This window comes from Allosphingosinicella indica (assembly GCF_900177405.1).
In the GTDB taxonomy this organism is placed as follows: Bacteria; Pseudomonadota; Alphaproteobacteria; order Sphingomonadales; family Sphingomonadaceae; genus Allosphingosinicella; species Allosphingosinicella indica.
In genome coordinates this window covers 194,552-218,978 of the sequence record NZ_LT840185.1, presented here as the reverse complement: position 1 = coordinate 218,978, position 24,427 = coordinate 194,552, and the positions used below count along the sequence as shown (strand labels likewise).

General features: G+C 65.5%; 26 protein-coding genes and 1 pseudogene. 14 read left to right on the top strand and 13 right to left on the bottom strand.

The genetic code is table 11. The features are described 5' to 3' along the window. Window positions 1-4: 4 nt before the first annotated feature. Both B9N75_RS01035 and B9N75_RS14445 read right to left on the bottom strand, forming a co-directional pair. Window positions 5-253 (bottom strand): hypothetical protein, encoded by a 249-nt coding sequence (locus tag B9N75_RS01035; protein WP_157123632.1) that lies wholly within the window; start codon window positions 251-253, stop codon window positions 5-7. Between the two features lie 49 nt (window positions 254-302). Further along, window positions 303-557 carry a DUF4142 domain-containing protein gene (locus B9N75_RS14445; protein WP_425292413.1) on the bottom strand — a complete coding sequence of 85 codons (255 nt, stop codon included), beginning with the start codon at window positions 555-557 and terminating at the stop codon, window positions 303-305. A 53-nt stretch (window positions 558-610) separates the two neighbouring features. On the opposite strand from B9N75_RS14445, the gene B9N75_RS13850 reads away from it, so the two are divergent. The 7 genes from B9N75_RS13850 to B9N75_RS01000 all read left to right on the top strand — a co-directional run bounded on the left by B9N75_RS13850 (window position 611) and on the right by B9N75_RS01000 (window position 7,572). Next, entirely contained in the window at window positions 611-940 is a 330-nt protein-coding gene (locus B9N75_RS13850; RefSeq protein WP_157123631.1) for a hypothetical protein, read from the top strand. A gap of 107 nt (window positions 941-1,047) precedes the next feature. Further along, entirely contained in the window at window positions 1,048-2,007 is a 960-nt protein-coding gene (locus B9N75_RS01025; protein ID WP_085217120.1) for a manganese catalase family protein, read from the top strand. 43 nt (window positions 2,008-2,050) lie between these two features. Further along, a complete protein-coding gene (locus B9N75_RS01020; protein WP_244552387.1) occupies window positions 2,051-2,548 on the top strand; it encodes a ferritin-like domain-containing protein in 498 nt (165 codons plus the stop codon). A gap of 438 nt (window positions 2,549-2,986) precedes the next feature. Next, on the top strand, window positions 2,987-3,241 hold the full coding sequence (locus tag B9N75_RS01015) for a DUF6894 family protein (RefSeq protein ID WP_085217118.1): 255 nt from the start codon (window positions 2,987-2,989) through the stop codon (window positions 3,239-3,241). Next, on the top strand, window positions 3,238-3,957 hold the full coding sequence (locus B9N75_RS01010; protein ID WP_085217117.1) for a Crp/Fnr family transcriptional regulator: 720 nt from the start codon (window positions 3,238-3,240) through the stop codon (window positions 3,955-3,957). Before B9N75_RS01015 ends, B9N75_RS01010 begins: the two co-directional genes overlap by 4 nt. 162 nt (window positions 3,958-4,119) lie before the next feature. Continuing rightward, window positions 4,120-6,459 (top strand): UDP-galactopyranose mutase, encoded by a 2,340-nt coding sequence (gene glf, locus B9N75_RS01005; RefSeq protein WP_244552386.1) that lies wholly within the window; start codon window positions 4,120-4,122, stop codon window positions 6,457-6,459. 3 nt (window positions 6,460-6,462) lie between these two features. After that, on the top strand, window positions 6,463-7,572 hold the full coding sequence (locus tag B9N75_RS01000) for a phospholipase D-like domain-containing protein (RefSeq protein ID WP_085217116.1): 1,110 nt from the start codon (window positions 6,463-6,465) through the stop codon (window positions 7,570-7,572). A 99-nt stretch (window positions 7,573-7,671) separates the two neighbouring features. On the opposite strand, the gene B9N75_RS00995 is transcribed toward B9N75_RS01000, so the two are convergent. Next, complete coding sequence (locus tag B9N75_RS00995; protein ID WP_244552385.1) at window positions 7,672-9,615, bottom strand: glycoside hydrolase family 65 protein; 1,944 nt, start codon at window positions 9,613-9,615, stop codon at window positions 7,672-7,674. Window positions 9,616-9,816: 201 nt separating this feature from the next. Between B9N75_RS00995 and B9N75_RS00990 the strand changes: the two genes are divergently transcribed. Continuing rightward, complete coding sequence (locus B9N75_RS00990) at window positions 9,817-10,881, top strand: SDR family oxidoreductase (RefSeq protein WP_244552384.1); 1,065 nt, start codon at window positions 9,817-9,819, stop codon at window positions 10,879-10,881. A gap of 34 nt (window positions 10,882-10,915) precedes the next feature. Here the strand turns inward: B9N75_RS00990 and B9N75_RS00985 are convergent, their stop codons facing one another. From B9N75_RS00985 to B9N75_RS00975, 3 genes are all read right to left on the bottom strand, one after another. Beyond that, the gene (locus tag B9N75_RS00985; protein WP_085217114.1) at window positions 10,916-12,232 is read right to left on the bottom strand and encodes a PQQ-dependent sugar dehydrogenase; all 1,317 of its coding nucleotides are present in this window, start codon (window positions 12,230-12,232) and stop codon (window positions 10,916-10,918) included. Next, window positions 12,229-12,657, bottom strand: coding sequence for a DUF2231 domain-containing protein (locus B9N75_RS00980; RefSeq protein WP_085217113.1), 429 nt, complete (start codon window positions 12,655-12,657; stop codon window positions 12,229-12,231). Before B9N75_RS00980 ends, B9N75_RS00985 begins: the two co-directional genes overlap by 4 nt. Window positions 12,658-12,732: 75 nt before the next feature. Beyond that, complete coding sequence (locus B9N75_RS00975) at window positions 12,733-13,644, bottom strand: oxygenase MpaB family protein (protein ID WP_342039334.1); 912 nt, start codon at window positions 13,642-13,644, stop codon at window positions 12,733-12,735. A gap of 39 nt (window positions 13,645-13,683) precedes the next feature. Here B9N75_RS00975 and B9N75_RS00970 point away from each other — a divergent pair, with 39 nt between their 5' ends. Both B9N75_RS00970 and B9N75_RS14300 read left to right on the top strand, forming a co-directional pair. After that, on the top strand, window positions 13,684-14,406 hold the full coding sequence (locus B9N75_RS00970; RefSeq protein WP_085217111.1) for a cytochrome c oxidase assembly protein: 723 nt from the start codon (window positions 13,684-13,686) through the stop codon (window positions 14,404-14,406). Then, the gene (locus B9N75_RS14300) at window positions 14,403-15,065 is read left to right on the top strand and encodes a cytochrome b (RefSeq protein WP_085217110.1); all 663 of its coding nucleotides are present in this window, start codon (window positions 14,403-14,405) and stop codon (window positions 15,063-15,065) included. Before B9N75_RS00970 ends, B9N75_RS14300 begins: the two co-directional genes overlap by 4 nt. A 13-nt stretch (window positions 15,066-15,078) precedes the next feature. Here the strand turns inward: B9N75_RS14300 and B9N75_RS14440 are convergent. Further along, window positions 15,079-15,537: pseudogene (locus B9N75_RS14440) on the bottom strand (c-type cytochrome); the annotation flags it as partial. A gap of 175 nt (window positions 15,538-15,712) precedes the next feature. Here B9N75_RS14440 and B9N75_RS00955 point away from each other — a divergent pair. Genes B9N75_RS00955 through B9N75_RS00940 form a run of 4 tightly spaced genes read left to right on the top strand, consistent with a single transcriptional unit; the run spans window position 15,713 to window position 19,869 of the window. Continuing rightward, window positions 15,713-16,108: a c-type cytochrome gene (locus B9N75_RS00955; protein WP_085217108.1), complete on the top strand. Its 396-nt coding sequence runs from the start codon at window positions 15,713-15,715 to the stop codon at window positions 16,106-16,108. Beyond that, window positions 16,071-17,048: a cytochrome c oxidase subunit II gene (coxB, locus tag B9N75_RS00950; RefSeq protein ID WP_085217107.1), complete on the top strand. Its 978-nt coding sequence runs from the start codon at window positions 16,071-16,073 to the stop codon at window positions 17,046-17,048. The genes B9N75_RS00955 and coxB overlap by 38 nt, the downstream gene beginning before the upstream one ends. Further along, window positions 17,045-19,579 carry a cbb3-type cytochrome c oxidase subunit I gene (locus B9N75_RS00945; protein ID WP_085217106.1) on the top strand — a complete coding sequence of 845 codons (2,535 nt, stop codon included), beginning with the start codon at window positions 17,045-17,047 and terminating at the stop codon, window positions 19,577-19,579. Before coxB ends, B9N75_RS00945 begins: the two co-directional genes overlap by 4 nt. Window positions 19,580-19,584: 5 nt before the next feature. Continuing rightward, the gene (locus B9N75_RS00940) at window positions 19,585-19,869 is read left to right on the top strand and encodes a hypothetical protein (protein WP_085217105.1); all 285 of its coding nucleotides are present in this window, start codon (window positions 19,585-19,587) and stop codon (window positions 19,867-19,869) included. 21 nt (window positions 19,870-19,890) lie between these two features. On the opposite strand, the gene B9N75_RS00935 is transcribed toward B9N75_RS00940, so the two are convergent. Genes B9N75_RS00935 through trbL form a run of 6 tightly spaced genes read right to left on the bottom strand, consistent with a single transcriptional unit; the run spans window position 19,891 to window position 24,346 of the window. Next, window positions 19,891-20,100: a helix-turn-helix transcriptional regulator gene (locus B9N75_RS00935; protein WP_085217104.1), complete on the bottom strand. Its 210-nt coding sequence runs from the start codon at window positions 20,098-20,100 to the stop codon at window positions 19,891-19,893. Continuing rightward, window positions 20,100-20,354, bottom strand: coding sequence for a DUF2274 domain-containing protein (locus tag B9N75_RS00930; RefSeq protein WP_085217103.1), 255 nt, complete (start codon window positions 20,352-20,354; stop codon window positions 20,100-20,102). The genes B9N75_RS00935 and B9N75_RS00930 overlap by 1 nt, the downstream gene beginning before the upstream one ends. Then, window positions 20,351-21,439 (bottom strand): TraB/TrbI/VirB10 family type IV secretion system protein, encoded by a 1,089-nt coding sequence (locus tag B9N75_RS00925; RefSeq protein WP_085217102.1) that lies wholly within the window; start codon window positions 21,437-21,439, stop codon window positions 20,351-20,353. The genes B9N75_RS00930 and B9N75_RS00925 overlap by 4 nt, the downstream gene beginning before the upstream one ends. Beyond that, entirely contained in the window at window positions 21,436-22,245 is an 810-nt protein-coding gene (gene trbG, locus B9N75_RS00920; RefSeq protein WP_085217101.1) for a P-type conjugative transfer protein TrbG, read from the bottom strand. Before trbG ends, B9N75_RS00925 begins: the two co-directional genes overlap by 4 nt. Next, on the bottom strand, window positions 22,242-23,054 hold the full coding sequence (gene trbF / locus B9N75_RS00915) for a conjugal transfer protein TrbF (RefSeq protein WP_085217100.1): 813 nt from the start codon (window positions 23,052-23,054) through the stop codon (window positions 22,242-22,244). The genes trbG and trbF overlap by 4 nt, the downstream gene beginning before the upstream one ends. Beyond that, window positions 23,051-24,346 (bottom strand): P-type conjugative transfer protein TrbL, encoded by a 1,296-nt coding sequence (gene trbL, locus B9N75_RS00910; RefSeq protein ID WP_085217099.1) that lies wholly within the window; start codon window positions 24,344-24,346, stop codon window positions 23,051-23,053. Before trbL ends, trbF begins: the two co-directional genes overlap by 4 nt. Window positions 24,347-24,427: the final 81 nt, after the last annotated feature.

Here is a 24,427-nt window from a genome sequence, read left to right as displayed (position 1 = left end):
AGGGTCAGCCGCCTTTGGCAGGCGCATTCGGATTGTCGGGGCCAGCATCCTGATCGCCGAGTTGTCCAGAGCCGTGATATGCGATCTCGCTCTGGCCGCCATGTTTCGAAGCGCCCTTTCGTCTGCGGCGGGGAGCTGGATAGGAACCGCCCGCGCTTTCGCCGCCGCCTTCCCATTTTTCCGCGCTGATCTCGGGTGGCTTTTTCAATTCTGTCATTGGCTTCTTCCTCAATCGGAATTCGAGGGCATGCAAGGCTCACCCTCGTCTGGACGACTCCAGGGGTCGACGGTTGCAGATCCCGCTATCTTTTCCGCGAGATATCGCGCGCCCGCTCATGCGGGCGGATGGGACCGGCAGCGCTGGGGGCGTGGGCAATGTGGGATCCAACCCGTGCTTTGGCATAAGGCTCAACGCGCGCGAGCGCTTCTTGGTGCGCAGGGACCTGCTGCCGCAGATACGCGTTGTCGAACCCGGCTCCGTTGGCCTTCCGCGGAGCGACGAAATTGCCCCGCTGCTTCGCATCCATTCGCGCAGCGAGGTCAACCGGGGGGCGCATTTCTTTGACCTCGCGCATCAGCCGCTCGATACATCCTGTGATTATTCTCGATCATGCCGACGAGGTTGCGCACCTCCGATTTCCGCCGCGATCCGCACCGCTTCGATCTCGTACCGGTCGCTGGCCGCCGCGCGTGCGGCATATTCGGCCGGTGCGACCCCAGCGCGCTGACCACGTTTCGCTACCATCCGCTGCGGGCCGGTTTGAGCATGCGCCGGGACTGCAAGCCAGCTGGAGCCGGCAATCATGGTGCAGAGACCGATTTTTGGGACATGTCGCAGCATTGGCCTCTCCCATCGAACCCGCAGAATCAGAAACTATTTGCCTTGGTTCCGTCAAATCAAATCTACAATACTAATTTTGAGGAACAGGATGATTTGTAACATAAGATAAATTTATCAAAAATTGATCTACGTAAATAATAATCTTTCCAGGTCTTCGGAACATTGCTGGGCTCTACTTGCTTATATCCTCATCAGGAGGCGGCATAATGTTCATTCACAACAAACGACTGCAATATACGGTACGTGTGGCGGAGCCCGATCCCGTTCTGGCGTCCTACATGCTGGAACAATTCGGTGGCCCGGATGGCGAGCTGGCCGCCGCCATGAGATATTTTACGCAAGGTCTCGGCGACGAGGATCCGGGCCGAAAGGACCTGTTGCTCGACATCGCGACGGAGGAGCTGAGCCACTTGGAAGTGATCGGATCGATCGTCGCGATGTTGAACAAGGGTGTAAAAGCCCGGATTTCCGAAGGTGCGATGGAGGAAGCGGAACTCTACATGTCGCTCAATCGCGGCGGCAACAGTCACACGCAGGCGATCCTATACGGAGGTGGCCCGTCGCTCACCAACTCCGCAGGAGTGCCGTGGACCGCGGCCTATATCGACAGTCGCGGCGATCCGACGTGTGATCTGCGATCGAACATCGCCGCCGAAAGCCGGGCGAAGATCGTCTACGAGCGGCTTATCAACGTGACCGACGACCCGGGCGTCAAGGACGCGCTCGGCTTTCTGATGACCCGCGAGATCGCCCACCAGAAGAGCTTCGAGAAGGCGCTATATGCGATCGAGGACAATTTTCCGCCGGGTAAGCTTCCAGGTGTCGAGCGCTACGCCAACGTCTACGTCAATACGTCGCAAGGCGAGGGAGACATGGATGGCCCTTGGAACAGCGGCGAGCAATGGGAGCGTGTCGACGATGTCACGAGCGAACTCCCGGTCGACGGCGGTGATGGCCTGGCGACCGTGGGACTCGGTGACGAGGACGGCGCAACGCTTGCCGCGCTTGCGAGCCGGACGAAGTCGCACGCGGGCGGCGATCCCGCGACCGGCGTCGAACTCGGTGCCGGCCCCGGTGCCGGCAAGGTGACGGGCGCGGATCACGGGGGCGCCGAGGATATCGACGATGCCCGGACCATGGCGCAATCGCTCACACCGTCCCGCTAAACCCCGATCCAGGAGATTTCCTATGCCTTCCCAAAAGGAAGTAATGCGCGACATCTTTGTCGTCGGGCTGCGCGACGCGCACGCTTTGGAGCATCAGGCGCTTGCTCTCATGAACCGGCAGGTGGACCGCCTCGCCAATTACCCCGAGATCGAAGCGCGTCTGCGCAGCCATATCGAGGAAACGCACGGACAAGTGGAGCGAATCGAGGAAATACTTGCCTCGCTGGACGAGAGCCACTCGTCCATCAAGGATGCCGGATTGGCAGTCGCGGGAAACCTCGCTGCCATTGGTCATGTCTTCGCCGGGGACGAGATCATCAAGAACAGCTTTGCCAATCACGCTTTCGAGAACTTCGAAGTGGCGAGCTACACCGGGCTTATCACACTTGCAGAGGATGGCGGCTTCACGTCGGCGATCACTGGCCTGAAGCAGTCGCTTGGCGAGGAGCAGGCCATGGCGGAATTCGTGCTCAGCGGCATTCCGGACATCACCCGAAAATTCGTTGCGCGGCGTGCCGCCGGCGAAACCGCCAGCCACTGAAAAAGGAAGATCCACCGAGAAGCTCAGGCGTTGCTTTGGGCCTCACCTTTTTCGGCCGGGCGTGGCCGAAGATCGGTTCGGCCCGGATGTCGCTGATGCCTGGTGAAGACGCTCGACCATCGCTCAGCGATCGGTGGTCGATAGAGCCGCAACGGCGCACCGCATTCTCGCGACCCCCGTCGGGTTGGGGAGCCGCGCAGCCCGGTGACGTACTTAACTTTTTTGGCGCTCCTGGAAAGCCTTCCCGGCGACCACTCAGACAGCCCACGAGTTGGGACGTGATCGCCTTTCGTTCTCGCTGCCGCCGTCGGCGTCCCCGTCGCATTGTGCATCGTTCGGGAAGCGCCGACGGCTGACTGCTGCGGGCTTGATTCAAATCAAAGACGTGCACGCTAACCTGCTGCAAGGGTCGGCAGCCGTTGCATTGAGGACTAGGGAATGCCGCGTTACTTCCTGCATGTGCTGAACGGCGACGGTTTGACCGAGGACGAAGAGGGCCTAGATCTTCCGGATATGGAAGCGGCAATCGAGGAAGCAAAGCAGAGTATTCGTTTCATCGTGGCGGAAGAGGCGCGGGCGGGTCATCTCCACCTTCGGGGATCGATACGGATCGACTCTCCATTAGGAGAGCGGCAGTGCGAGGTAGATTTCGCGGACGCGTTCGAGGCTCAGCAGCCGGGTGAGGCATCGTGATCGAGACATTGCTTGCACGGATTGAGGCACGGGACCCGCTTGCCGACCGCGAGCGGGACGCCCTTGTCGATGCGTTCGACTCTCCCACGTTGGTCGGCAGCGGCAGGGTCTTTATCCGCCAGGGCCAGCGGCTCGATCGTTCGACCTTGCTGCTTTCGGGGCTGGTGGGCCGTTTTAAGGACCTGTCGCGAGGCGAGCGCCAGATAAGCGCCCTGCATATTCCCGGCGATTTCGTCGACCTCCATAGTTTTTCGTTGAAGGCGTTGGATCACAACGTCGTCGCGCTCGCGCCCTGCATGGTGGCGGCCATCCCGCACACGCGTCTGGAAAACCTGACGCGCGAACATCCCCATCTCACGCGGCTTCTCTGGTTTCTGACCAATGTCGATGCCGCAATGCACCGCGAATGGGAACTGTCGCTGGGGCGCCGCGATGCAGTGGCCCGAATTGCCCATCTTTTTTGTGAGTTGCGGGCTCGGCTCGAGATCGTCGGCCTCGTCGACGAAGGGGGCTATACGCTTCCGCTATCGCAAGCCGCACTGGCCGAATGCACGGGGCTGACGCCGGTACACGTCAACCGGACGCTGAAGCAGCTACGCGAGCGGGACCTGGTCGAGTTCCGGCAAAAGTGGGTTTGTATCAAGGATTTCCAGGGCCTGCAGCAGGTCGCCGAATTCGATCCTGCCTATCTCTATCTCCGGCCCGAGTGTCAGTAGCGAGCTGCAGATCATAATCGACATTAGTGAAAGGCCGGTGTTGGTCGTCTTTGAGGCTCGCTCCGCCTCATTACTGATCTGATTTAATGACGAAAACTTTGCTGCGCGGGAGGCGGGCCACTGCGTTGCTGTGCCCGAACGAACCTCCAGACGGAGCTCCCCTTGGCTAAACTAATCGATTCCGCCGCCGCCGGCGGCGCCGCGCCGTGCGCTCCGCAATTGCCGGACTGCATGCTGCTATGCTTCTCGCACCTTCGTTGGAACTTCGTGTTCCAGCGGCCGCAGCATCTGATGAGCCGGTTCGCGCGCGAACGGCAGGTCGTATATTGGGAGGAGCCTTTCGAGGGGAAGGCCGGGGATGCGCCGCATCTCGTCGTGCGCGATTGTTCGGAGACGGGCGTGCGGGTCGTGACGCCGGGGCTGCCGCAGGGGCTGTCGGAGGACGGCCGCGACGCGGCGCTGCGTCACCTGCTGGCGGACTTTCTTGCCCAGCAAAGCAAGCCGGTTCTCGCCTGGTTTTATACGCCGATGATGCTGTCGTTCAGCCGCGACATGGACGCACTGGGCATCGTCTATGATTGCATGGACGAGCTCGCCAACTTTCGCTTCGCGCCGCCGACGCTCCTTCACTTGGAAGCCGAACTGTTCGAGCGCGCGGACATCGTCTTCACCGGGGGCTACAGTCTCTACGAAGCCAAGAAGGATCGCCACGCCAGCATCCACCCCTTTCCCTCCAGCGTCGATCGCGAGCATTTCGCAAAGGCTCGTTCTCCACAGGTGCAGCCTGGGGACCAGACCGGGATTGCGACGCCGCGCGTCGGCTATTTCGGGGTCATCGACGAACGCATGGACCTGGAACTTCTGGCCACGCTTGCCGACGCTCGTCCGGACTGGTCGATCATCATGGTCGGCCCCGTGGTCAAGATCGATGCGGAGAGTCTGCCGCGCCGCCCGAACATTCATTACCTCGGCGGGAAATCCTATGAAGAGCTCCCAGGCTATCTCGCCGGCTGGGATGTCGCGCTCATGCCGTTCGCGCAGAACGAGTCGACGCGTTTCATTTCGCCGACCAAGACTCCCGAATATCTGAGCGGCGGGAAGCCGGTGGTTTCGACACCGGTCATCGATGTCGTTCGCCATTACGGCTCGCTCGAAGCGGTGAAAATCGCAGCCGGCCCGGATGCGTTCGTCGGGGCGTGCGAGGAAGCGCTCGAACTGACACGCGACTGCGGCGCTTGGCTGGAGGAAGCCGACGCGCACCTTGCCGACATGAGTTGGGACCGGACCCATGCCGAGATGTCCGCGCTGATCGCGCTGTCGCTGGCGCCGCCGGCGGCCCCGGCCATCCACACCGGCCGGCGCAAGCGTTACGACCATGTCATCGTCGGTGCCGGCTTCGCGGGTTCGGTGCTTGCCGAGCGGCTTGCCAGCCAGCACGATGCGAAGGTGCTGATCATCGACCGCCGCGACCATGTCGGCGGCAATGCCTATGACCGGCTGGATGACGCCGGCGTGCTGATCCATCAATATGGTCCGCACATCTTCCATACCAATTCGGACGAAATCGTCGCCTATCTGTCGCAATTCACTAAGTGGCGATCTTACGAGCACCGGGTGCTCGCCGAGGTCCGGGGCATGCTGGTGCCCATCCCCATCAACCGCACGACGCTCAACCGGCTGTTTGACCTCGCCCTCGGCAGCGACGAGGACGCCGCCCGCTATCTTGCGGGGCGCTCCGAGCCCGTCGACGACATACGCACGTCCGAGGATGTCGTCGTGAATGCGGTCGGACGGGAACTCTATGAGATGTTCTTTCGCGGCTACACGCGCAAGCAATGGGGCATGGATCCCAGTGAGCTCGACCGGGCGGTTACCGCTCGCATCCCCACCCGGACCGGGACCGACGACCGCTACTTCGGCGATGTGCATCAGATAATGCCGGCCGACGGCTATACCGCCATGTTCGAGCGCATGCTCGACCATCCCAATATCGAGCGCGCGCTGGGGACCGACTGGCGCGACGTGCGCGATACTGTCGACGCCGCGCATCTCGTCTACACCGGCCCGATCGACGAATATTTCGATCACCGGTTCGGCAAGCTTCCCTACCGCAGCTTGCGGTTCGAGCACCGCACGGTAGAGGCCGAGCAATTTCAGCCGGTGGCTGTGATCAACTATCCGGATGAGGCGGTGCCGTACACCCGCGTCACCGAATATAAGCATCTCACCGGCCAGCAGCACCCTGCGACCAGCCTGACCTACGAGTATCCGGCCGCTGGCGGAGACCCCTTCTATCCAATTCCCCGACCCGAAAATCAGGTTCTATTCAAGAAATACGAAGCGCTGGCGGACGCGACGCCCGACGTCTCCTTCGTCGGGCGGCTTGCCACTTACCGCTACTACAATATGGACCAAGTCGTGGGACAGGCGCTGGCAACCTTCCGGCGGCTCGATCGGGCGAGAGAAGAGGCACGCCAGAACCTGATGGCGGCCGCAAGCTGAGCGGTGAGTAACGCCGCGCCGCCCTTCGCTAGCTATTACATGGCAGGCTTCGAGGCGGCATCGCACCGGAGACGGGACGGTCGACGGCTCGACCTGATCCGGGCGACCGCTCACGACAGCCATGTCCGTAGCGATTACGCCCAGTGCCGCGAGGCCGGTCTCGGCACGATCCGCGACGCTCTGCGCTGGCATTTGATCGATGCTTCGGCGGATCGGCGCGATTGGAGCAGCTGGCTGCCGATGCTTGAGGCGGGAGTGGCGGAGGGTGTCCAGGTCATCTGGACGCTTTTCCATTATGGGACGCCGGATCGGCTCGATCCGATGGCACCGGACTTTCCCGCCGCCTTCGCGGACTACGCGCGGGCAGCAGCGCAGCTGCAGCGCAGCGTCACGGGACAATCCGGTTTGTTCTGCCCGATCAATGAAATGTCGTTCTTCGCCTGGGCGGTGGGGAAGCGCTATTTCCTTTCAGCCTCCCGCACATCGGGAGCTGCCTTCAAGCGCCAGCTGGTCCTTGCGGCGATTGCCGCCGCCCGCGCCATCCGTGACGCTGACCCCGACAGCCACATCTTATGGGCCGAGCCTCTCGTTCACATCGCGCCGCGCGACCGTTCTTCGCAGGAGGTGCGGAGCGCGGAACGGCGCCGCCTGGCGCAATTTGAAGCCGCCGACATGCTGCTTGGCGTGACGCATCCGGAACTCGGCGGTCGTCCGGACCTCGCGGATTGGCTTGGGCTGAACTTCTATCCGCACAACCAATGGTATTATCGCGGCGCGACCATCCCGCTCGGTCACCATGAATATCGCCCGCTCGCCGACATGCTTGTCGAAGCCCAAGCGCGCTACGCGAAGCCCTTGCTCATTGCGGAGACAGGCGCGGAGGGCTCCGCGCGTCCGGCTTGGCTCCACTACGTGTGCGATGAGGTACGCGAGGCGAGGCGCCGCGGCGCGCGCGTGGAGGGCATCTGCCTCTATCCAGTAACCGCCTACCCGGGATGGGACAACGAGCGGCATGCCGAGGCCGGCTTGTTTTCGAGTATCATGTCTGATGGCCGCCGCCGGCTGTATGGCCCGCTTGCCGAGGAACTGAGCCGACAGGCGTTGTCAGGCTAACCTGCGCGGACCGGGCACTTCCGTGCTCGGGCGGCGAGCCGTCGCAGCCATCGCTGCGGGCACCTTCGCTTACCCTCGTTCGCCGGTTGGGAGCGTCAGTCAGGTCTCTGCCAACTCGGCGCGTTCGGCGCCATGGCGGGCCACGAGCCGCATCGGCCGTCCTCGCACCCAAAGCCTCTCGACCTCGATCGACCGCCATCCCTCCGGCAGAATGATCGGGCGGCGGGGCCAGCGATCGGGCGCTCCGCCGTCGATCGTCATGCCGCTAAACCCGTAGAGCAAGCCGGTGAGCATACCGCCGATATTGGCGAAAAATGGTCCCGCCGGCACTTCCGAATCCGGAAAGTCGGGTCGATACTCGAGACACTGGTGGAAGCGTCCATGGTCGTAGGCGGCATAGCCCTCCTCAAAGAGTTGAAGGGCAAGCCGCCTGTCGCCCGCCATGGCCGCCCATATTGGGTAGAGCGCGGGCAACATCGGCGATCCGACATAAGCGCGCCAGCGGGGGAGAAAAAGCGCGAGCGTCGCCGTCCTTTCCTCTTGGGACAAGGGATATTCCAGCGGGAAAAGGCCTGCGAGCGGCGAGGGCGTCGTTCCCTTGTCCTCGTCGATGCGAAAGTCGTCGTGCGACGCGATCGCACCGTCGCTGCGCCTGGGTAGGTAAAGACCGGCGAGCGCCTTCTGCCAGTCCGGCGGGCAAGGCCCGCCGAGACGCGCGGCCGCGTCGATCGCGCGCCGCAGCACGTCGTGCATCGCCATGAGCGTGAAGGCGTCATTGTTGGGCGGCACCGGCACCTCTGCCGGTCCCATTGCCCGGCAGAGCTCATACCCTCGCTCCGTTCTCGTGAGGCGGCTGACCGCCCAGTCCGCGGCGCCGGCGAGTATCGGCCAGGCCTTTTCGCGCAGATAGCGGAGGTCGGGGACGCTGTCGGCCAACATGGAGGCCGCGCGCGCCACGTGCAGGGTGACATGATCCTCGGTAGCAGCAGCGTCGCCGCCGCCGGGCGCGGACTCGTCGCCGGACGCCGGGCCGGACTGCCATGGGAACTGGACACCGCGGCGCCCTTCGAGGCGAGCCTTTCGCCGGGCGACATCCAACGTCCGGATTCGGAAGGACATCAGACCGCGCGCCGCTTCCGGCTGGAGCAGGGTCAGCGGCGGGACGCAGAAAGCGTCGATGTCCCACATCACATGGCCATAGTAATAATGATAATCCGGCCAGCTCGCGAGACCGAAGATCGATGTCGCCGCGGGCGAGGCCGGATGAACCGAGCTGTTAAGGTAGAAGAAACCGGCATCGATCAACGCCTGATGCTGTACGCTCGCGCCGTCGACCATGATGCGGGACTTCCACAGCTCCAACCAGGCCTCCCGATTCCGCGCGCGCAACAGATCGAACCCGAGCCTGCCCGCTTCGGCGACGCGGCGGACTGCTTCTTCGTGCGGCCGGTCATGGACGATGGAGGGGATGAGCGCGGCTATCTGGCGCAGACGCAGCGGTCGGCCAGGCCGCGCATCGGCGCCGTAGCGCGTTTGGAGAGGGCCCCGGGCGTCCCAATCGGCGACGCTGCGATCGGCCTCAGTGCCGTCCAGTGTGCTGAGCAGCGCAATCCCGCATCGGCTGAGCGCCCCGTGGCTTTCCCAATGCAGGCTACCGTCGCAAACGGCGCTCTTCTCGCCCGGTGTCCCGGTCCGGCGTTCGCGAATAATACCGCGCGCGGCTTTCGGATCGACCGCCGCAACAAGTTCGATTCGGCACGGCGCATCCACCGTCAGCGCGACCTCCTGCAGCACGAGCGGCGCATGCGATCTGCTAGCGAATGTCAGAATCTCCACCGTTGCGCGGCGGTCTCCCGCGCCAAAGGCGAAGCGGCTCGTAAGTTCGCCTGTTGCGAAATCATAGCTTTGGGCCAGGTCTTGGGCCGCCCAGGGCTCATCGCTGAGCCGCACGCCGTCGATCGCGATGTCGCCGGCAAGCGGGTAGGGGACTGGAGCCGCGGCCTCGATGCGGCGTTCGCAATGTTCGCCTGCGACGCCGCTCACGATGGCGCTCCCCGCGACAAGGGGAATTTCACGCACCCGCAGCCCAACGAGCCCGTTGCTCACGTAAGCAGGGAGCGCTCCCCCTCGGGTTCCTGAGCAGGACGGTGGACTGATCGGACCGGGCATGATGTTGGCCTCCGGGGGTCGAACCGTCACGCGCCCGATCGCGTTCCCCCGAAAATCCGGGCCAAGGCGCCCTCGATGGCTCGGAACCACTCGCGCGGGTCGCGCGCTGGCCCGGTACAGTCTGGAGTGCTCATGTCCCCACAAGAAATCTGCCCTGTCGAAGATCAGGTCCTCCTCATCACCGGCGCAACCTCGGGCATCGGGCTGGCAACGGCGCAAATGGCCGGGGGGCGGGGCGCGAAGCTTTTCCTCGTGGCCCGAGGGGAAGCGGCGCTCGCGCAGGTCGCGCGCGACGTGCGGTTACGAGGCGGCGAAGCCGACTATGCAGTTGCCGATGTTGCGGATGTCGCAGCTGTCGAAGCAGCCGCCGACGCAGCCCTCGTGCGCTACGGCCGGATCGACACCTGGGTGAATTGCGCGGGCGTCGCGATCTATGCGAAACTGCTCGAGCTGCCTGATGCCGAGCACCGGAGGCTCTTCGACACCAATTATTTCGGAGTGGTCAACGGTGCGCGCGCCGCTGCGCGCCGGATGAGGCGCGGCACAATCATCACCGTCGCATCGATCGCATCCGACTTTCCATCGCCGATCCTCGGCGCCTACGCCGCCTCCAAGCATGCGGTGGCGGGGTTCATCGGCTCGCTGCGCATAGAATTGGAATCTGAGGGATCTCCGCTCAGGCTGAGCCTCGTCAAACCTTCCGGCATGGCGACGCCGATCGCCGATCATGCGGTCAACCACCGGCCCGGCCGCGCACGCGTGCCGCCCCCGGCTTACGATCCCGACCTTGCGGCCAGCACGATCCTGGCCTGCGCAGAGCGATATCGCCGCGAGGTGACGGTCGGCGGGTTCGGGCGCGCGCAGACTCTCTTTGCCGCACATTTTCCCACGATTGCGGATCGCATTTCGGCGCTGATCATACCCTGGTTGTCGCGTGGTCCGCGCATCGATGCGCGGGATTCCTTGTTCCTGCCCGTCGAGAGGGTTCGTGTTCGTGCGCACAATGAGACCGGCCGGCGGGCCAGCGTCTATGGCACCCTCGACCGGCTCCGGGCGCCCGTTCTGCTGGCCACAGCCGGGGCGTCTGGCCTCCTCCTATGGCGCACATTCCGGTCGCGACGGCTCGCTACCTCCGAATAGACCGTACCGCCCAAGTGAACGGACCCACCCTTTCTCATGCACCGCGCGCGCCATTGGCGACGGGAGCCGCTACCGGCGTTACGCGCCATATCGTGTTGGAGAGATCGTCGGCGACAATCAACGCGCCGCGCGGATCGAGGGTGACGCCGACCGGGCGACCGCGGGTCTTCCCGTCCGTTCCCATGAACCCGCTCACGAAGTCGACAGGGGGACCGGCAGGGCGACCGCCGCGAAAGGGGACGAACACCACCTTGTAGCCGACCGGCTTGCGGCGGTTCCAGCTCCCGTGCTGGCCGACGAACGCGCCGTCGGCGAAGCGCGTGCCCATCGCCGCGCTGGAGAAGGCTATGCCGAGCGGCGCGACATGCGAACCGATGCTGTAGTCCGGCGTGATCGCGGTTGCGACTTTGTCCGGACGCTGAGGCATGACCCGTGGATCGACGTGACGGCCCCAATAGCTGTAGGGCCAGCCGTAAAATCCGCCATCTCGCACCGCGGTGATATAATCTGGCGCGAGGTTGGGGCCGATCTCGTCGCGCTCGTTGACTGCGGCCCAAAGCGCGCCGCTACCCGGCTGGACGGTAAGCGCGCTCGGATTGCGGATACCGCTCGCGTAGATGCGGTGCATGCCGGTGGTGCGATCGATCTGCCAGATCGTGGCGCGATCCTCCTCGATCTCCATGCCGCGCTCGCCGACATTCGAATTGGAGCCGTTGCCCACGTAGAGGAAGCGGCCGTCCAGGCTGGCGGCCATCGCCTTGGTCCAATGATGGTTCACCTTAGCGGGAAGATCGGTGACCTTGACCTGCGGGCCTTCCTGCCGGGTTTGTCCTTCGCGATAGGACAGACGAATGAGAGCGTCCTGATTGGCGACGTAGATGGCGTTGTCGACGAAGGCGAGGCCATAAGGCGCGTTGAGCCCCTCCGCGAAAACGGTGCGGCCCTCGTAGACGCCGTCGCCATCCGCGTCACGCAGCAGGGTCAGCCGGTCGCCGCCCTTTACCGACGTCTTGCCGCGGCTCTTGATGATGTTGGCGATGACATCCTTGGGTCTCAGGCGTGGCGCGGATGCTCCTGATCCTTCCGCGACGAGAATGTCGCCATTGGGCAGCACGAGCGTCTGCCGAGGCACTTTCAGATCGGTGGCGATCGCGGAGATGGTGTAGCCGTCTGGCACGGTCGGACGCGCATCCCCCCATTCCGCCGGATTCGCCACCGTCATGTGGGGCAGCAAGCTCTTCTCGGCTGCGGGAATGTCCGGCGAGGCGCCATATTGGGCCGGGTCGGGATCGCTGCCGCAGCTCGCAAGAAGGAGCGCTGCGCCGCTGGCGAACATCGGGAGGCGGCTCATGCTTCTGCTCCTTCGCTTCCCGCGTAGCCGATCCACGAGGCCACGAATGCGAGCAGGACGGTGACGATCGAGAGCACGAGCCCGGTCGGCATCATCGCCCAGCCATCGCGCGCATGGACCAGTGCGTTGATGAGGCCGATGACCCACATCGCCAGCAAGAGCATCGCGTAGATGCCGGCGCGGCCCTGTATCCGCTTCGTTCGGACGACGTCGACGAGCGCCCAGAGCACCGCAAAGGCGCTGAACAGCAACGCTCCGGCGATGAGCCAGGCGGCGAAATTCGCCCATTGGATCTGGTAGCTGTTGGCATAAGCGATGTCGCTGACGAGAGCGCCCAGAAACAGAGGGAAGGCGAACGACAACAGCATGGCATGAAGCGGATGGGGCGCACGCCTGACCCGCCGTGCTGCTGCGATGGTCGCCATAGTCCCGTTCCCCTCATCTTTGTGGTATCCTTGCTGAACGCGAGCGCGCCGGGGCGGTTGCATTCTGGGACGCGCTTAGCGAAACGCCCAGCGCAGGGTGCCGGCCAAACCGAAAGCGCCAGTTCGCACCAGGGGTTTCAGCAGGCGCGGCATGGCCAGCCCGTGCATCCGCGCCGCCCAGCGTGGCAGGAGATCGACGGCTGCGGCGCCCGCGATCCGTTGCGCGGGGAGGAGATGGACCGGCGTCTGCGGTGGCGAGAGGATGAGACGCGCGACCTCTTTGCTACGATCCGTGGCGATCAGCTCGGGCCTGAAACTCGCCACCAGCGCGATGGCTTCGCCGCGGTTCCGGGGGATCGGGTCGGCGCCCAGCGCGGCTGCGATGACGCCGAACTGAGTGAAATAATCGCTTTCTTCGCGAGTGGTCAGGCGCCGGTCGCCATAGCGCTGCCAGGCATCGAGGAAGCAGAGCCCCTCGGTGACGTGCACCCAGGCGAGCAGAGCGGGATCGCGTGCGGAATAGGGAATGCCGTCCGGCCGGGCTCCATGAACGTGACCATGCGCGGCATTGACCGACGCAATGGCTGCCTCAGCCTCGCTTCGCTGCGCATAAGTGGTGACGGCGATGAAACGCGCGGTACGACGGAGCCGTCCCAGCATGTCGCCTCGGAATCGCGAATGGTCCCAGATGCCGGCCAGCGCTGATGGATGGAGCATCTGCATCAGCAGAGCCGCGATGCCGCCGATTATCATGCTGGTCACGTCGGCGTGCACGCGGCGTATCGCCGTCTCGGGACCGAACAGCGCATCGTCGGAAGGGGCGACTGGCGTTTCGCCGCGCGCGGAATCGTTGAAGATCGCCCTCACGTCGCTGGCGAGGCCTTGCTTGAGATGGGTTGCGATGCTGGGCATGGGTCGACCGTCCAATGACCGGACCGCCCGGAGGTTGCGTCGCCCGCGTCCGGACTGTCGGAACCGCTGTGACACCCGTAGGTTCGTTGGGCAGATGCGGGAGGAGGCGGGCCGATGATTCCGGTAACGTCAGGATGGACACCCTATTGCGGCGCCGCGCCCGGCCCGGCGGAATTGCTCTCCCGCTGGAATGCCGATCCTGTCTTGCTGGCGGCGTTGGCCGCTGCGGCATTCTGGGCGGCGCGTCTGCCATCCGATCGCCGGCACTTCGGGATCGGCGCGGTTGCACTCGCGACCCTGCTGTTCGCATCGCCTTTCTGCGCACTGACATCTGCGCTGTTTTCCGCGCGCGCCGTCCACCACGTCGCGCTGGTCGTCGGACTGGCGCCGCTGATCGCGCTGACCCTGCGGACCCGCACATTGCTGTCCATCGTGCCAGCGACGATAGCCGGCGCAGCAATTTTCTGGATGTGGCATGCGCCCACCGTCTATGGCTGGGCGCTGTCGAGCGATCCCGCTTATTGGCTGATGCAGCTGTCGCTGACGGCAAGTGCGGCTATCTTCTGGCAGGCGGTCTTTCGGGCGCCGCCGCTGGCAGGCGTCGGCGCCTTGCTCGCGACCATGGTGCAGATGGGATTGCTCGGCGCGCTGATCACCGTTGCGCCGGGTCCGCTCTATGCACCGCATGCTTTTGGGCCGCAGCTCTGGGGTGTTTCGCCGCTGGAGGATCAGCAGCTCGCCGGCCTGATCATGTGGGCGCCGGCTGCGGCTCTCTATCTCGCAGCGGCGCTGCTGATCGCGGGCCGCTGGCTGCGCGGTGCTCGGCAGACGATATGAGCGTGGCGGGCATCCGCGCCTGGGCGGCACGTCATGCCGAGCGACGGCGCTATTCGCCGGTCGGCATCGCCTTCCACTGGATCATGGCCGCACTCGTGATCTTCCAGCTGGGCTGGGGCTGGTATGCCGGACGGCTGATGGCCGGGGGCGACAAGCTTCATGCTTATGAAGTGCACAGCGCGGTCGGACTTCCGATCCTGATCCTCGCGATAGGCCGGCTGGTCTGGCGCATCGTCATTCCCGGCCCCGAAAACGATGCCGACCGGCAGGGCGTGCAGACCCAGATCGCTTATGCCATCCACTATATCTTCTATCTCTGCTTTTTCGGCTTGCCCTTGAGCGGCTGGGCGATGTGGTCGTCGGTCGCAGAGCCCGGGCCGCTCTATCTGGCAGGCGTGCTTCCCTGGCCACAGCTACCGTTTCACGATCTGCCGCTGGAGACACGCTGGCAGATCATGAGCGCCGCGGAAAGCGTGCATCATGTGCTGGTGCTCGTCCTCTTCGTTACGGTTCCGCTTCATGTGGGCGCCGCGCTGAAACATCATTTCTGGGATCGGCACGACGTGCTCCGGGGGATGCTGCCAGAGATCCCGGACGATGTGGACCCCCGGCCAGCGTCCGAGCATAAGCCGCGAGATCCCGGGATTCTCGGGACGTAAGCGCGCGCGAGATTGCGAGCATCACGCCGTCTGGATCGGTGCGGCGATCGCTCGCGCGCCACGCGGCGATCTGCGCGTCGAGATAGAGCGGCGGCTGGCCGGCGAGCGGCGGATTGGCCGGACCTATCCCTTCGCCCTCGACCCCATGGCAATCGGCGCATGCGGCAATCCCGCGCGCGGGATCACCGCTTGTCCACAATATCGGCGGCAGCACACTGGCGGTTGGCGATGCCGCGAACGGCATCGCCGCATAATAAGCCGACACCGCAGCGCGTTGTTCGGGCGTCAGAGCTTTGGCAATCGCTTGCATCTGCGGATGAAGACGAAGGTTTGCCGCATAGCCCTCCATCTGCCGCTGCAAATAGCCGGCATCGATGCCGGCAAGCCGCGGCGTGCTGCCGCCGTCGCCGCGCCCCTCGAGCCCATGGCAAGTAAAGCAGGCGGCTGCAGCGCCCGCATCCCCGCCGCTCATCGCGACCAGCTTTCCGGTTTCGGTGAAGCGGTCGGCCGACGTCCGGTCGACCGCGCCGCAGCCCGCGCAGAGCAACGCGACGACGGCGAAGAAGACAGCAGAAGGCCGGAATCCCATCTGGCCGGGAACCGCTGCAACGCGGCGATGGTTCCGGTATCGACATGATCGACGATGAATGCGCACCAAGGGGGATCAAGATGTGCCGGCTGTTTCGTTCGTCCTCGTCCTGATGCTGTTTCTCGCGGCCTGCAAACCGCCGCCCGACGCCGGCACCGAGATGACGGGAGCGGATCCCGCGCGCGGCCTGGCCGCGATCGAGCGGGCGGGCTGCGCTGCCTGCCATAGCATTCCCGGGATTCGCTGGCCCGCCGGAAGGGTCGCGCCAACGCTGGAGGCATTCGGCAACCGCACACTCATCGCCGGGCGCCTGCCCAACCGGCCGGACCTGCTCGCGGCTTTCGTCCGCGATGCCCCGTCGACATTGCCCGGAACCACCATGCCGGCGATGCCGCTCGGCGAGACGGAGGCGCGCGATGTCGCAGCCTACCTCTACTCCCTCCGGTCTCGCTGACGCCCTGTCGGGCTGGCCGCCGCCGGTGTTCGATCCGGCGGGGCCGTTCGCCGGACCGGTGACCACGCTCGGCTGGACCCTGCTCGCCATGGCGGTCTTCGTGCTCGCCGTCGTCCTGTTCGGCCTGTGGGTCGCGTTGGCCGGGGGCGAACGGCTGCGCGCCCGCTTCGGCGGCACGCGCGCGGTGTGGATCGGAGGGATAATCTTCCCGGTCGTCGTGCTCACCTTGCTGCTGATCTGGGGCCTGTCGCTGACCCGCCATCTGACCGAGCCGATCCGAGGCGACGAGATGCGGGTGCGCATCACTGGCGAGATGTGGTGGTGGCGGGTCGATTATCTTGGCGCCGACGGCGGCATCGTCATGACCGACGCCAATGAGCTGCATATTCCGACGGGCGAGCCGGTGGTGCTCGATCTGCGCTCCAACGACGTCATCCACAGCTTCTGGGTGCCGCGCCTCTCCGGCAAGCTCGACATGATCCCCGGCCGCAGCAACCTCATGCGCATCCAGGCCGACCGCCCCGGCGTCTATGGCGGACAATGTGCCGAATATTGCGGCGGGCCGCATGCCCTGATGGGATTCGTCGTCGTCGCGCACAGCCCGCAGGATTTCGCGCGGCTGATGGTCGAGCGGCGAGCTGCTGCTGCTCCACCTCCGCCGCAGGCCGCACAAGGCGCCGTGCTTTTCGAAAGCGCGGGCTGCGCGGCCTGTCATCGCATCGCGGGCACCGCCGCAAACGGACTTGCCGGGCCCGACCTTACCTACATCGCGTCACGCCGCAGCCTGGGGGCGGGCATCCTGCCCAACAATCGCGGCACGATGATGGGCTGGATCGGCGACAGCCAGGCGATCAAGCCCGGCAACCGCATGCCGCCCTACAAAGTGCTAAGCGCCGCCGAGCTCACCGCGCTCGCCGCTTATATGGAAGCGCAGCGGTGACATCGGAGACGGGCTTCGATCCCGCGCTCTACGATCGCTTTCCTACCAAGGAACCGCGGCCCGAAGCCGAGCGCGAGGAGCTGGAGCGCATCTGGTGCGCACCCAAGGGCTGGCGGCTGCTGACCGTCGTCAACAACAATTATGTCGGCACTTATTATGTCGGCGCCGCCTTCCTGTTCTTCGTGTTCGCGGGTGTGCTCGCGCTGGTGATGCGCGCGCAGCTCGCACTGCCGCTGCAGGGCATATTGCCGCAGGAAACCTACAATCAGTTCTTCACCATGCACGGCACAGTGATGATGTTCCTGTTCGCCGTGCCGATGGTCGAGGCGCTCGGCGTGCTGCTGTTGCCGCAGATGCTCGCGGCACGCGATCTGCCGTTTCCGCGGCTTTCGGCCTACGCCTTCTGGGCCTATTTCGTCGGCGGTTTATGTTTCTTCGCGTCGCTCTTCTTCGGTCTGGCACCCGACGGCGGCTGGTTCATGTATCCGCCGCTTACCAGCCGCACCTATTCGCCCGGCATCAACGCCGATTTCTGGCTGCTCGGCATCGGCTTTATCGAGATATCGGCGATCGCCGGCGCGATAGAGATCCTCGTCGGCGTGCTGCGCACGCGCGCACCCGGCATGACCCTCGACAAGATGCCGATCTTCGCCTGGGCGATGCTCGCTTTCGCGGTGATGATCATCATCGCTTTTCCGGCGGTCATCCTCGGCACCTTGCTGCTCGAGCTCGAGCGGGCGCTGAACTGGCCCTTCTTCGACGCGACCCGTGGCGGTGATCCGGTCCTCTGGCAGCACCTCTTCTGGTTCTTCGGTCACCCGGAAGTCTACATCATCTTCCTCCCCGCGGCGGGCCTCGTCTCGATGATGGCGGCAGCGCTCTCCCGCACCCCGATCGTCGGTTACGAGCTCATCGTGCTGGCGATCGTCGCCACCGCCTTCATCAGCTTCGGCGTCTGGTCGCACCACATGTTCACGACCGGCATGCCTTTGCTGTCGGTCAGCTTCTTCTCGGCGGCCAGTATGGCGGTGAGCGTACCCGCCGGCATCCAGGTGTTCGCCTGGATCGCCACGTTCGCGACCGGCAGGCCGGTGATGAACACGCCTACGCTTTTCCTCCTGGGCGGTCTCGTCACCTTCGTCATCGGCGGCCTTACCGGCGTGATGGTCGCGCTGGTGCCTTTCGACTGGCAAGCGCACGACAGCTATTTCATCGTCGCGCACCTGCACTACGTGCTTATCGGCGGCATGGTCTTTCCGATGTTCGCGGCGCTATATTACTGGACGCCGATGATGAGCCGCAATGCGCTGTCCGAACGCGCGGGCAAATGGGTGTTCTGGCTGACGTTCTCAGGGATGCAGATAGCGTTCCTGCCGATGCACCTCACCGGTCTCATGGGCATGCCGCGCCGGGTCTACACCTATCTCCCCGGCCGCGATTGGGAGATCCCTAACATGATCTCGACGGTCGGTGCGTTCATGATCGGCGCCGGCGTACTACTCTTCGTGGTCGACCTTGCGCGACGGTTCCGTTTCGCGACGGACGGCAATGCCGGCAATATTTATGGCGGCGGCACGCTCGAATGGCTGCCCAACGGACTCTATTCCGCGCGCAGCATTCCGGTGATCCGCAGCCGCGAGCCGCTGTGGGACGATCCCGGGCTCGCCGACGACGTCGACGAGGGCCGCTATTTCCTGCCGGGCTCGGCGACCGGCCATCGCGAAACGGTCGTCACCAGCCCGATCCGCGCCGAGCCGCAATATCTGCAGATCATGCCCGAGCCTTCGGTTTGGCCGCTGATGGCCGCGGTGTTCACCGCGGGCTTCTTCATCCTTCTCACTATCCAGGCCTATGTGCCGTCGGTCGTCAGCGGCCTGCTCGCGCTGGCGGCGATGATCCGCTGGCTCTGGGAAACCGACCGGCCAGTCGCGGATTCGAGCGCCGACATCGGCGCCGGCATCCGCGTGCCTACCTACGTCACTGGCTCGGGCTCGCACGGCTGGTGGGCGATGGTGATCCTGCTGATCGTGATCGGCATGGTCTTCATCATGGCGCTGTTCAGTTACGTCTATCTGCTCGGCATCCATCCGGACGTCTGGCGCGCCCCGCCGGCCCCTGCCTGGCTGGCGCCGATCATCGGTGCAAACATAGGCGCGGCCGGTCTCGCGCTACTGGCGCGCCGCCTTCTGGCACGCGATAAAGTCACGCGCTGGACGCCCGCGACAATGATATTGCTTGCCGCTGCAGCGCTCGTGGTTGGGTCCGGTGCAGACTGGTCGAGCTGGCGTGCCACCGGTCTCGCCGGCCCCGACAGCGGGCAGGGCGCGACCGTTCATGCGCTGATGTCGCTGCAGTCGCTGCTCGTCGCCATTGCCGCTCTCATGGCGCTCTATCTCGCCGCCCGGACGGCGCGAGGCCTCGTGACGAAGCCGAGCAATTCGACGCTCGATCTGGCGGTGCTCTTCACCGTCTACACCGCGGCTCAGGGGAGCGTCGCGGCGCTCGTCACGCGCCTGGTACCGGGGGGTTGAGCGGGATGCGCACCTGGGCTTTCTTCCTGGGCGGCCTGATCATCTGGGCGGCGCACTTCTTCGCGCTTTATGCGATCGCCAGCCTGTTCCTCACCAGCCCCATCGCTCGCTGGCTGACGCTCGCCGCAACGCTGGTCTGCGCCGCCGCGGCCTCGGGATTGCTGATCGTCGCGCGCCAGAAGAGCGCCGGGTCCGATACCGATAACTGGCTGGCCCAGCTTTCGACCCTCTTCGCGGGAGGCGCGTTGATAGCGGTTCTCTGGCAGGGCCTTCCCGCGCTCATCATTTGATGATGTCTGGGCTTCGTTCGATCAGTTCCTGGCGCTGTTCAGCTCCACAAAGGCCATGGGATCGGCAAGCCATGTGTCGATGGCCGACTCTCTCCAACCCGAACAGCGGTGACTGAGTTGGACCTGGCGCGGGAAAGAACCTTCCTTGATCTTCCGATAGACTGTCGATCGACTGAGTCCGGTACGGTGCATGACGGCACCGAGACGAAGAATTCTGTCGTTGCCCGGCATCACGCGCTGTCCGCCCTGCGTTGCACGCCCGTCACGCCTGCCAACTGCGCTTTGCGCCAAGCCGAAAAGCCGCGATCGTTCGCCATGAACGCGGTCAGCATGGCAGGGGCAAGCAACGAGAGTGGCTCGTTCGCGTCATAGGTCTGGGCGTAGAATTCCTGATAAGTCTCCAGATCGCGTGCCAATTCGGGCGGGAGGCTGAGCGACAGCCTGATCGGGGTGCGGTCGGGCAGGCGTGCGAGCTTTATAGTCATTGCGGACTCCAGGGTTCGAGGAAGAGATCGGTCTCGACGAGCAGGCGTATCGGCGTTCCGGGGTCAATGGCGATCGTCGGCATTATGTCCAGGTTTCGCTGTACTAGCCTGTCGCCCGCACGTGATGTGCTGTCTTGCATGCCGCGTCGCAGCGCACCGACGAGTGCGCCGCCGCTGCCCAGCGAGAGTTCGGCGCCGACCCCGAGCACGGTCGCGATGGCGGCGCCTTTCAAAAGCATGCCGGTGTGAAGATCGACCTCGCCCTCGAGTCCGGCATTGCCTGCGGCATCGGTGGCGCGGGCGCCATCGATGAGGACGGTGGTGCCATCCGGAAGCAGCAACCGCTGCCAGCGCACGTTCAGGCGGCGCTGCCCGAAGCTGCCGACGCTGTCATAGTCTCCGAGCAGCCGCGTCCCTTGCGGGATGAGCAGAACCTGTCCTGTCGGGCTGTCATAGGCCGGACTGGTGACTTGGCCAATGACCATGCCGGGGACATCCGAACGGATCCCGGTCAGGAGGCTGGCGCTGACGACGGTGCCCGCGGACAGCAGAAGCTTGCCATCGTCTACGCCGGCGCCGGGCCGGATCGCGCCGGCCTCGAGCCGTTCCGCTGAGACGTCCCCAGCTATCGTGGCGGGGGCGCTGGCACGCTGCACGAGGAGCGGCGCCGCGGCCGCGGCCCGCCGTTCGTCAAGCAGTCGCTCGCGCTCGGCCGAGCGGCGCTGGGCGTCTTCGTCGCGGCCGCCTGCGGCCGCTTCTTGCGCGCGCTGTCGGGCAAGGATCGGTCTCCCGAGGTCGCCTGGAAGCGGCGGCCCGAGCTGCGGCACGTCCGCATAGCTCGACGGGAGATCGTTCAGTGCCGCATCGGGGCGCGCCTCCGGCGCGCGCGACGCTTCCGCTCGCAAATTGCCGGAGAGCGCCGGACGGAACGCGAGCCAGGCGACGAGGGTCAGCGCGAGCGCGGCTGCGGCGGCGATTGCGATGATCAGGTTTCGCCGGAATCGGATCGCGCGGACGGGGCGGCCACGCAGCGCGAGGCTTTCGGGCGGCATCTTGGGTGGCGGGCTATCGTCCTCCATGGTCATTTCCGGCCTCGACGTTCCGCTGCGGATGCTCCGGCGCGGGAGATGCGGACGACCTTCGGCTTGCGGCTCCCCAAGCGAAGCTCGGCGGCATCGAAGATGCGATCGACGACATAATAGCGGCCGCGCATGCGGTAGTTCACGAGCTCGGGACCGTCGGGGCCGAGCGCGAACAGCGGCGGCGCATCGGTCGCGGTTATGCCATCAGGGAAAAGGATATAGGTCTGACGCCCGTCGTCGAATGCCAGGATCGGTCGCCACGGCACGCGGTCGCCCTCGATCGCATAGTCGAAGCGCAGCCGGTCCATCGTCAGCGTGTCCAACTCGGTTCTGGGAGCGGCCGGCGGTGCCGGCCGCGAGAGGGATAGGAGGGCGGTCTCGGGATAGATCCAGGATATTGCTATCGCCGGATCCTTCGCTCTGCTCTTGAGCGCGAGGTGATAGACGCGGCGGTCGGTGGTCACGACAAGGTTGGTGGCGAGGCCGGCCGCAACGGGCTTCACAAGGATGTGCGCACGCGCGCCGGGGCCGTTGCCGCTCGTCGTGTCGCCGATCACCCATCGCACGGTGTCGCCGCTGGCCACCGCGATGAGCCTCTCACCCGGCTCCAGCGCGATGTCGGTGATGGCGCCCGGCGCCGCGCTGACCGCATAGACCGTTCCCGGGTGATAGACTCGATGGCCAGGCCCGTGTGCCGCGATCGGCGCGAGCGGATGCGGTGCGACGGGCGCTGCGCCACGTTGCGGAAGGGGTTGCGCAGCATGCGCGGTCGCCGTCACGAGCGCGAGCGACATTGCTAAGACAATCATGGGCGGAGCTCCTCGGTTGGACGGGACAATTCTGGGTCGAGCGGCGAGCCGAGCGGGAGGCTGGTCTCGCCTTCGGCGTCGCGGAAAGGCAGCCGCGCGCGCGATGTCGCGGGGCGCGGCGCTGGCGGCTCGAGCTCGCGGCTCCAGTCGATCGCGTCGACGTAAAGTCCGAGCGGATTCTTGCGCAGCGTCTCGGCATCGCGCGGCGGACGTAACTCGAGAGTCAGCAATGCCGTCCAGTGACTGGTGCCTGCCGGACTGCCGCGCTCGAACGCATTCTCGATCCATTTGACCTGGAACGAGCGGTCCGACGCGCGAACCACGCTGGTCACCTGCACCGCGACGCTACGCTCGCCGACCTGCGCGAAGGGATCCGCTGACCGCGCATGCGCGGTCAGGAAGGCGCCCCCGCGCGGAGTCGCATGCGCATAAGCGACGAGCCAGTCGCGGCGCATGAGCACGGGATCGAGCGATATGGTGCGCACCTGCTCGATGAAGCGCGAGAGATGCCAAGCGATTTCGGCATCGCCGGGGCGATGGTCGGCTTCGGCCGGGCCGACGGCGATCGGTGCGCCCAATCGGTCTACCGCGACGACATAGGGGACGACGCGGCTCCGGCCCGCCGACCAGACCAGCGCCGCCGACAGGCCCATGGCGAGCAGCATCGCGCCGAATGCCATCAGCCGCCAGTTGCGCGCCTGGACGCGCGCCGATCCGATCCGCTCGTCCCATAGCTGCCCGGCGCGCTGATAGGGCGTCGCCGGCTCGGGGGTGGTGCCGTAACGCTGGACGCTTCGCTTGAAGATCATGGGCGGTCCCTTTCGCTGATGTCGGGCGCGATCCCGCCGCCGCCGCTTGGGCCGTCCTTGAGCGTCTGCATTGCAAGCTGGCGGCGGTGGCGCATGGTCTGTTCGTTGCGGATGGCGCGCGCCCAGCCGGGCGCCTGTCCCGCTTGCGGCGCGCCACCCGACGGTGTGGCGTTGAGCCCGTCCCAAGCGGCGGCACGGCCGCGGCTGGCCGCGTCGCCAAGGCCGGTCGCCGAGGCGGCTCGTTGACGGGCAGTGCCCGCGGCGGCGCGGGCGACGCCGCCGAGGCCTGCCCCGAGGCTCTTGCTGCCGGCCGCCTCTTGCCCAAGCCCGTAGGCGGCTTTCGCGCCCGCACCCATCGCGGTCCCTGCGCGGATCGCGCCCAATCCTGCGCCGGCCGCGGCGCGCGCGGCGCCAATCCCGGCCGCTCCGGCAAGAAGGGTCATGCCCGCGGCGCCCGCGGCCGCGCCGGCCGCAGCGCCGGCGCCGAGCTGCGGTGCGCCGGCGACCAGTCCCGTCGCGATGGCCGGCCCGAAGATGCCAAGCCCGAACAGCGCGATGCTCGCGAGCACGAGGCTCATCGCCTGGCCGATGTCGGGCTCGGCGCCGTCGAGCGCCGCCGTGAACTCGGCGAAGAAACCCGATCCGATTCCGACGATGACGGCGAGCACCATCACCTTGATGCCCGACGAGACGACGTTGCCGAGCACGCGCTCGGCAAGGAAGGCGGTGCGGTTCCAGAGGGCGAAGGGGACGAGGATGAAGCCCGCAAGCGCGGTCAGCTTGAACTCGACGATGGTGACGAACATCTGCACCGCAAGCAGGAAGAAGGCCGCGATGACCACCGACCAGGCGAAGAGCAAAATGGCGATGGTCAGCACATTGTCGAAGAAGCTCGCGATGCCGGTCATCTCGGCGGCCTGGTCGAGCAGCGGCCAGGCCGCCTCGAAGCCGATGCCGGCAAGCCGTCCTGGCCGGAGCAGATCCTCGGCCGCGAGCGTGCCGCCGCCCGCGGTGAGCCCGGCCTGCGCAAACGAGCGAAAGATGATGTCGGCGAGGCTCGCGAAATTGGTGAGGAGGAAGGCGAAGGCTCCGACGTAGAGGATCTTGCGCAGGAGCTTGGCGATCACGTCGTCCTCGCCGCCGAGCGCCCAGAAGAGGCCGGCAAGCGTGATGTCGATGCCGATCAGCGTCGCTGTAAGGAAGGCGACGTCGGGCCCCAGCAGCCCGAACCCGCTGTCGATGTAGCGGGTGAAGGCGTCGAGAAACCGGTCGATAACGTTGAGATCGTTCAATTCGTTTCCATCCCGGTTGCCGCGGGGCGCGGCGGTGGGCTTTGACACCGCGCCCCGCGGGCGCGGCGGCGGCCAGGGGGC

What these genes read in the sequence shown, in the direction of transcription:
- B9N75_RS00955 (WP_085217108.1), top strand. Translation starts at nt 15,713, where the DNA reads ATGCGCACCAAGGGGGATCAAGATGTGCCGGCTGTTTCGTTCGTCCTC.
- B9N75_RS00935 (WP_085217104.1), bottom strand. Translation starts at nt 20,100, where the DNA reads ATGCCGGGCAACGACAGAATTCTTCGTCTCGGTGCCGTCATGCACCGT.
- trbG (WP_085217101.1), bottom strand. Translation starts at nt 22,245, where the DNA reads ATGATTGTCTTAGCAATGTCGCTCGCGCTCGTGACGGCGACCGCGCAT.
- B9N75_RS01025 (WP_085217120.1), top strand. Translation starts at nt 1,048, where the DNA reads ATGTTCATTCACAACAAACGACTGCAATATACGGTACGTGTGGCGGAG.
- B9N75_RS14445 (WP_425292413.1), bottom strand. Translation starts at nt 557, where the DNA reads ATGCGCCCCCCGGTTGACCTCGCTGCGCGAATGGATGCGAAGCAGCGG.
- B9N75_RS14300 (WP_085217110.1), top strand. Translation starts at nt 14,403, where the DNA reads ATGAGCGTGGCGGGCATCCGCGCCTGGGCGGCACGTCATGCCGAGCGA.
- coxB (WP_085217107.1), top strand. Translation starts at nt 16,071, where the DNA reads ATGTCGCAGCCTACCTCTACTCCCTCCGGTCTCGCTGACGCCCTGTCG.
- B9N75_RS00985 (WP_085217114.1), bottom strand. Translation starts at nt 12,232, where the DNA reads ATGAGCCGCCTCCCGATGTTCGCCAGCGGCGCAGCGCTCCTTCTTGCG.
- B9N75_RS00980 (WP_085217113.1), bottom strand. Translation starts at nt 12,657, where the DNA reads ATGGCGACCATCGCAGCAGCACGGCGGGTCAGGCGTGCGCCCCATCCG.
- B9N75_RS00925 (WP_085217102.1), bottom strand. Translation starts at nt 21,439, where the DNA reads ATGACCATGGAGGACGATAGCCCGCCACCCAAGATGCCGCCCGAAAGC.
- B9N75_RS13850 (WP_157123631.1), top strand. Translation starts at nt 611, where the DNA reads ATGCCGACGAGGTTGCGCACCTCCGATTTCCGCCGCGATCCGCACCGC.
- B9N75_RS00990 (WP_244552384.1), top strand. Translation starts at nt 9,817, where the DNA reads ATGGCTCGGAACCACTCGCGCGGGTCGCGCGCTGGCCCGGTACAGTCT.
- trbF (WP_085217100.1), bottom strand. Translation starts at nt 23,054, where the DNA reads ATGATCTTCAAGCGAAGCGTCCAGCGTTACGGCACCACCCCCGAGCCG.
- B9N75_RS00940 (WP_085217105.1), top strand. Translation starts at nt 19,585, where the DNA reads ATGCGCACCTGGGCTTTCTTCCTGGGCGGCCTGATCATCTGGGCGGCG.
- B9N75_RS01015 (WP_085217118.1), top strand. Translation starts at nt 2,987, where the DNA reads ATGCCGCGTTACTTCCTGCATGTGCTGAACGGCGACGGTTTGACCGAG.
- B9N75_RS01020 (WP_244552387.1), top strand. Translation starts at nt 2,051, where the DNA reads ATGCGCGACATCTTTGTCGTCGGGCTGCGCGACGCGCACGCTTTGGAG.
- B9N75_RS00930 (WP_085217103.1), bottom strand. Translation starts at nt 20,354, where the DNA reads ATGACTATAAAGCTCGCACGCCTGCCCGACCGCACCCCGATCAGGCTG.
- B9N75_RS00970 (WP_085217111.1), top strand. Translation starts at nt 13,684, where the DNA reads ATGATTCCGGTAACGTCAGGATGGACACCCTATTGCGGCGCCGCGCCC.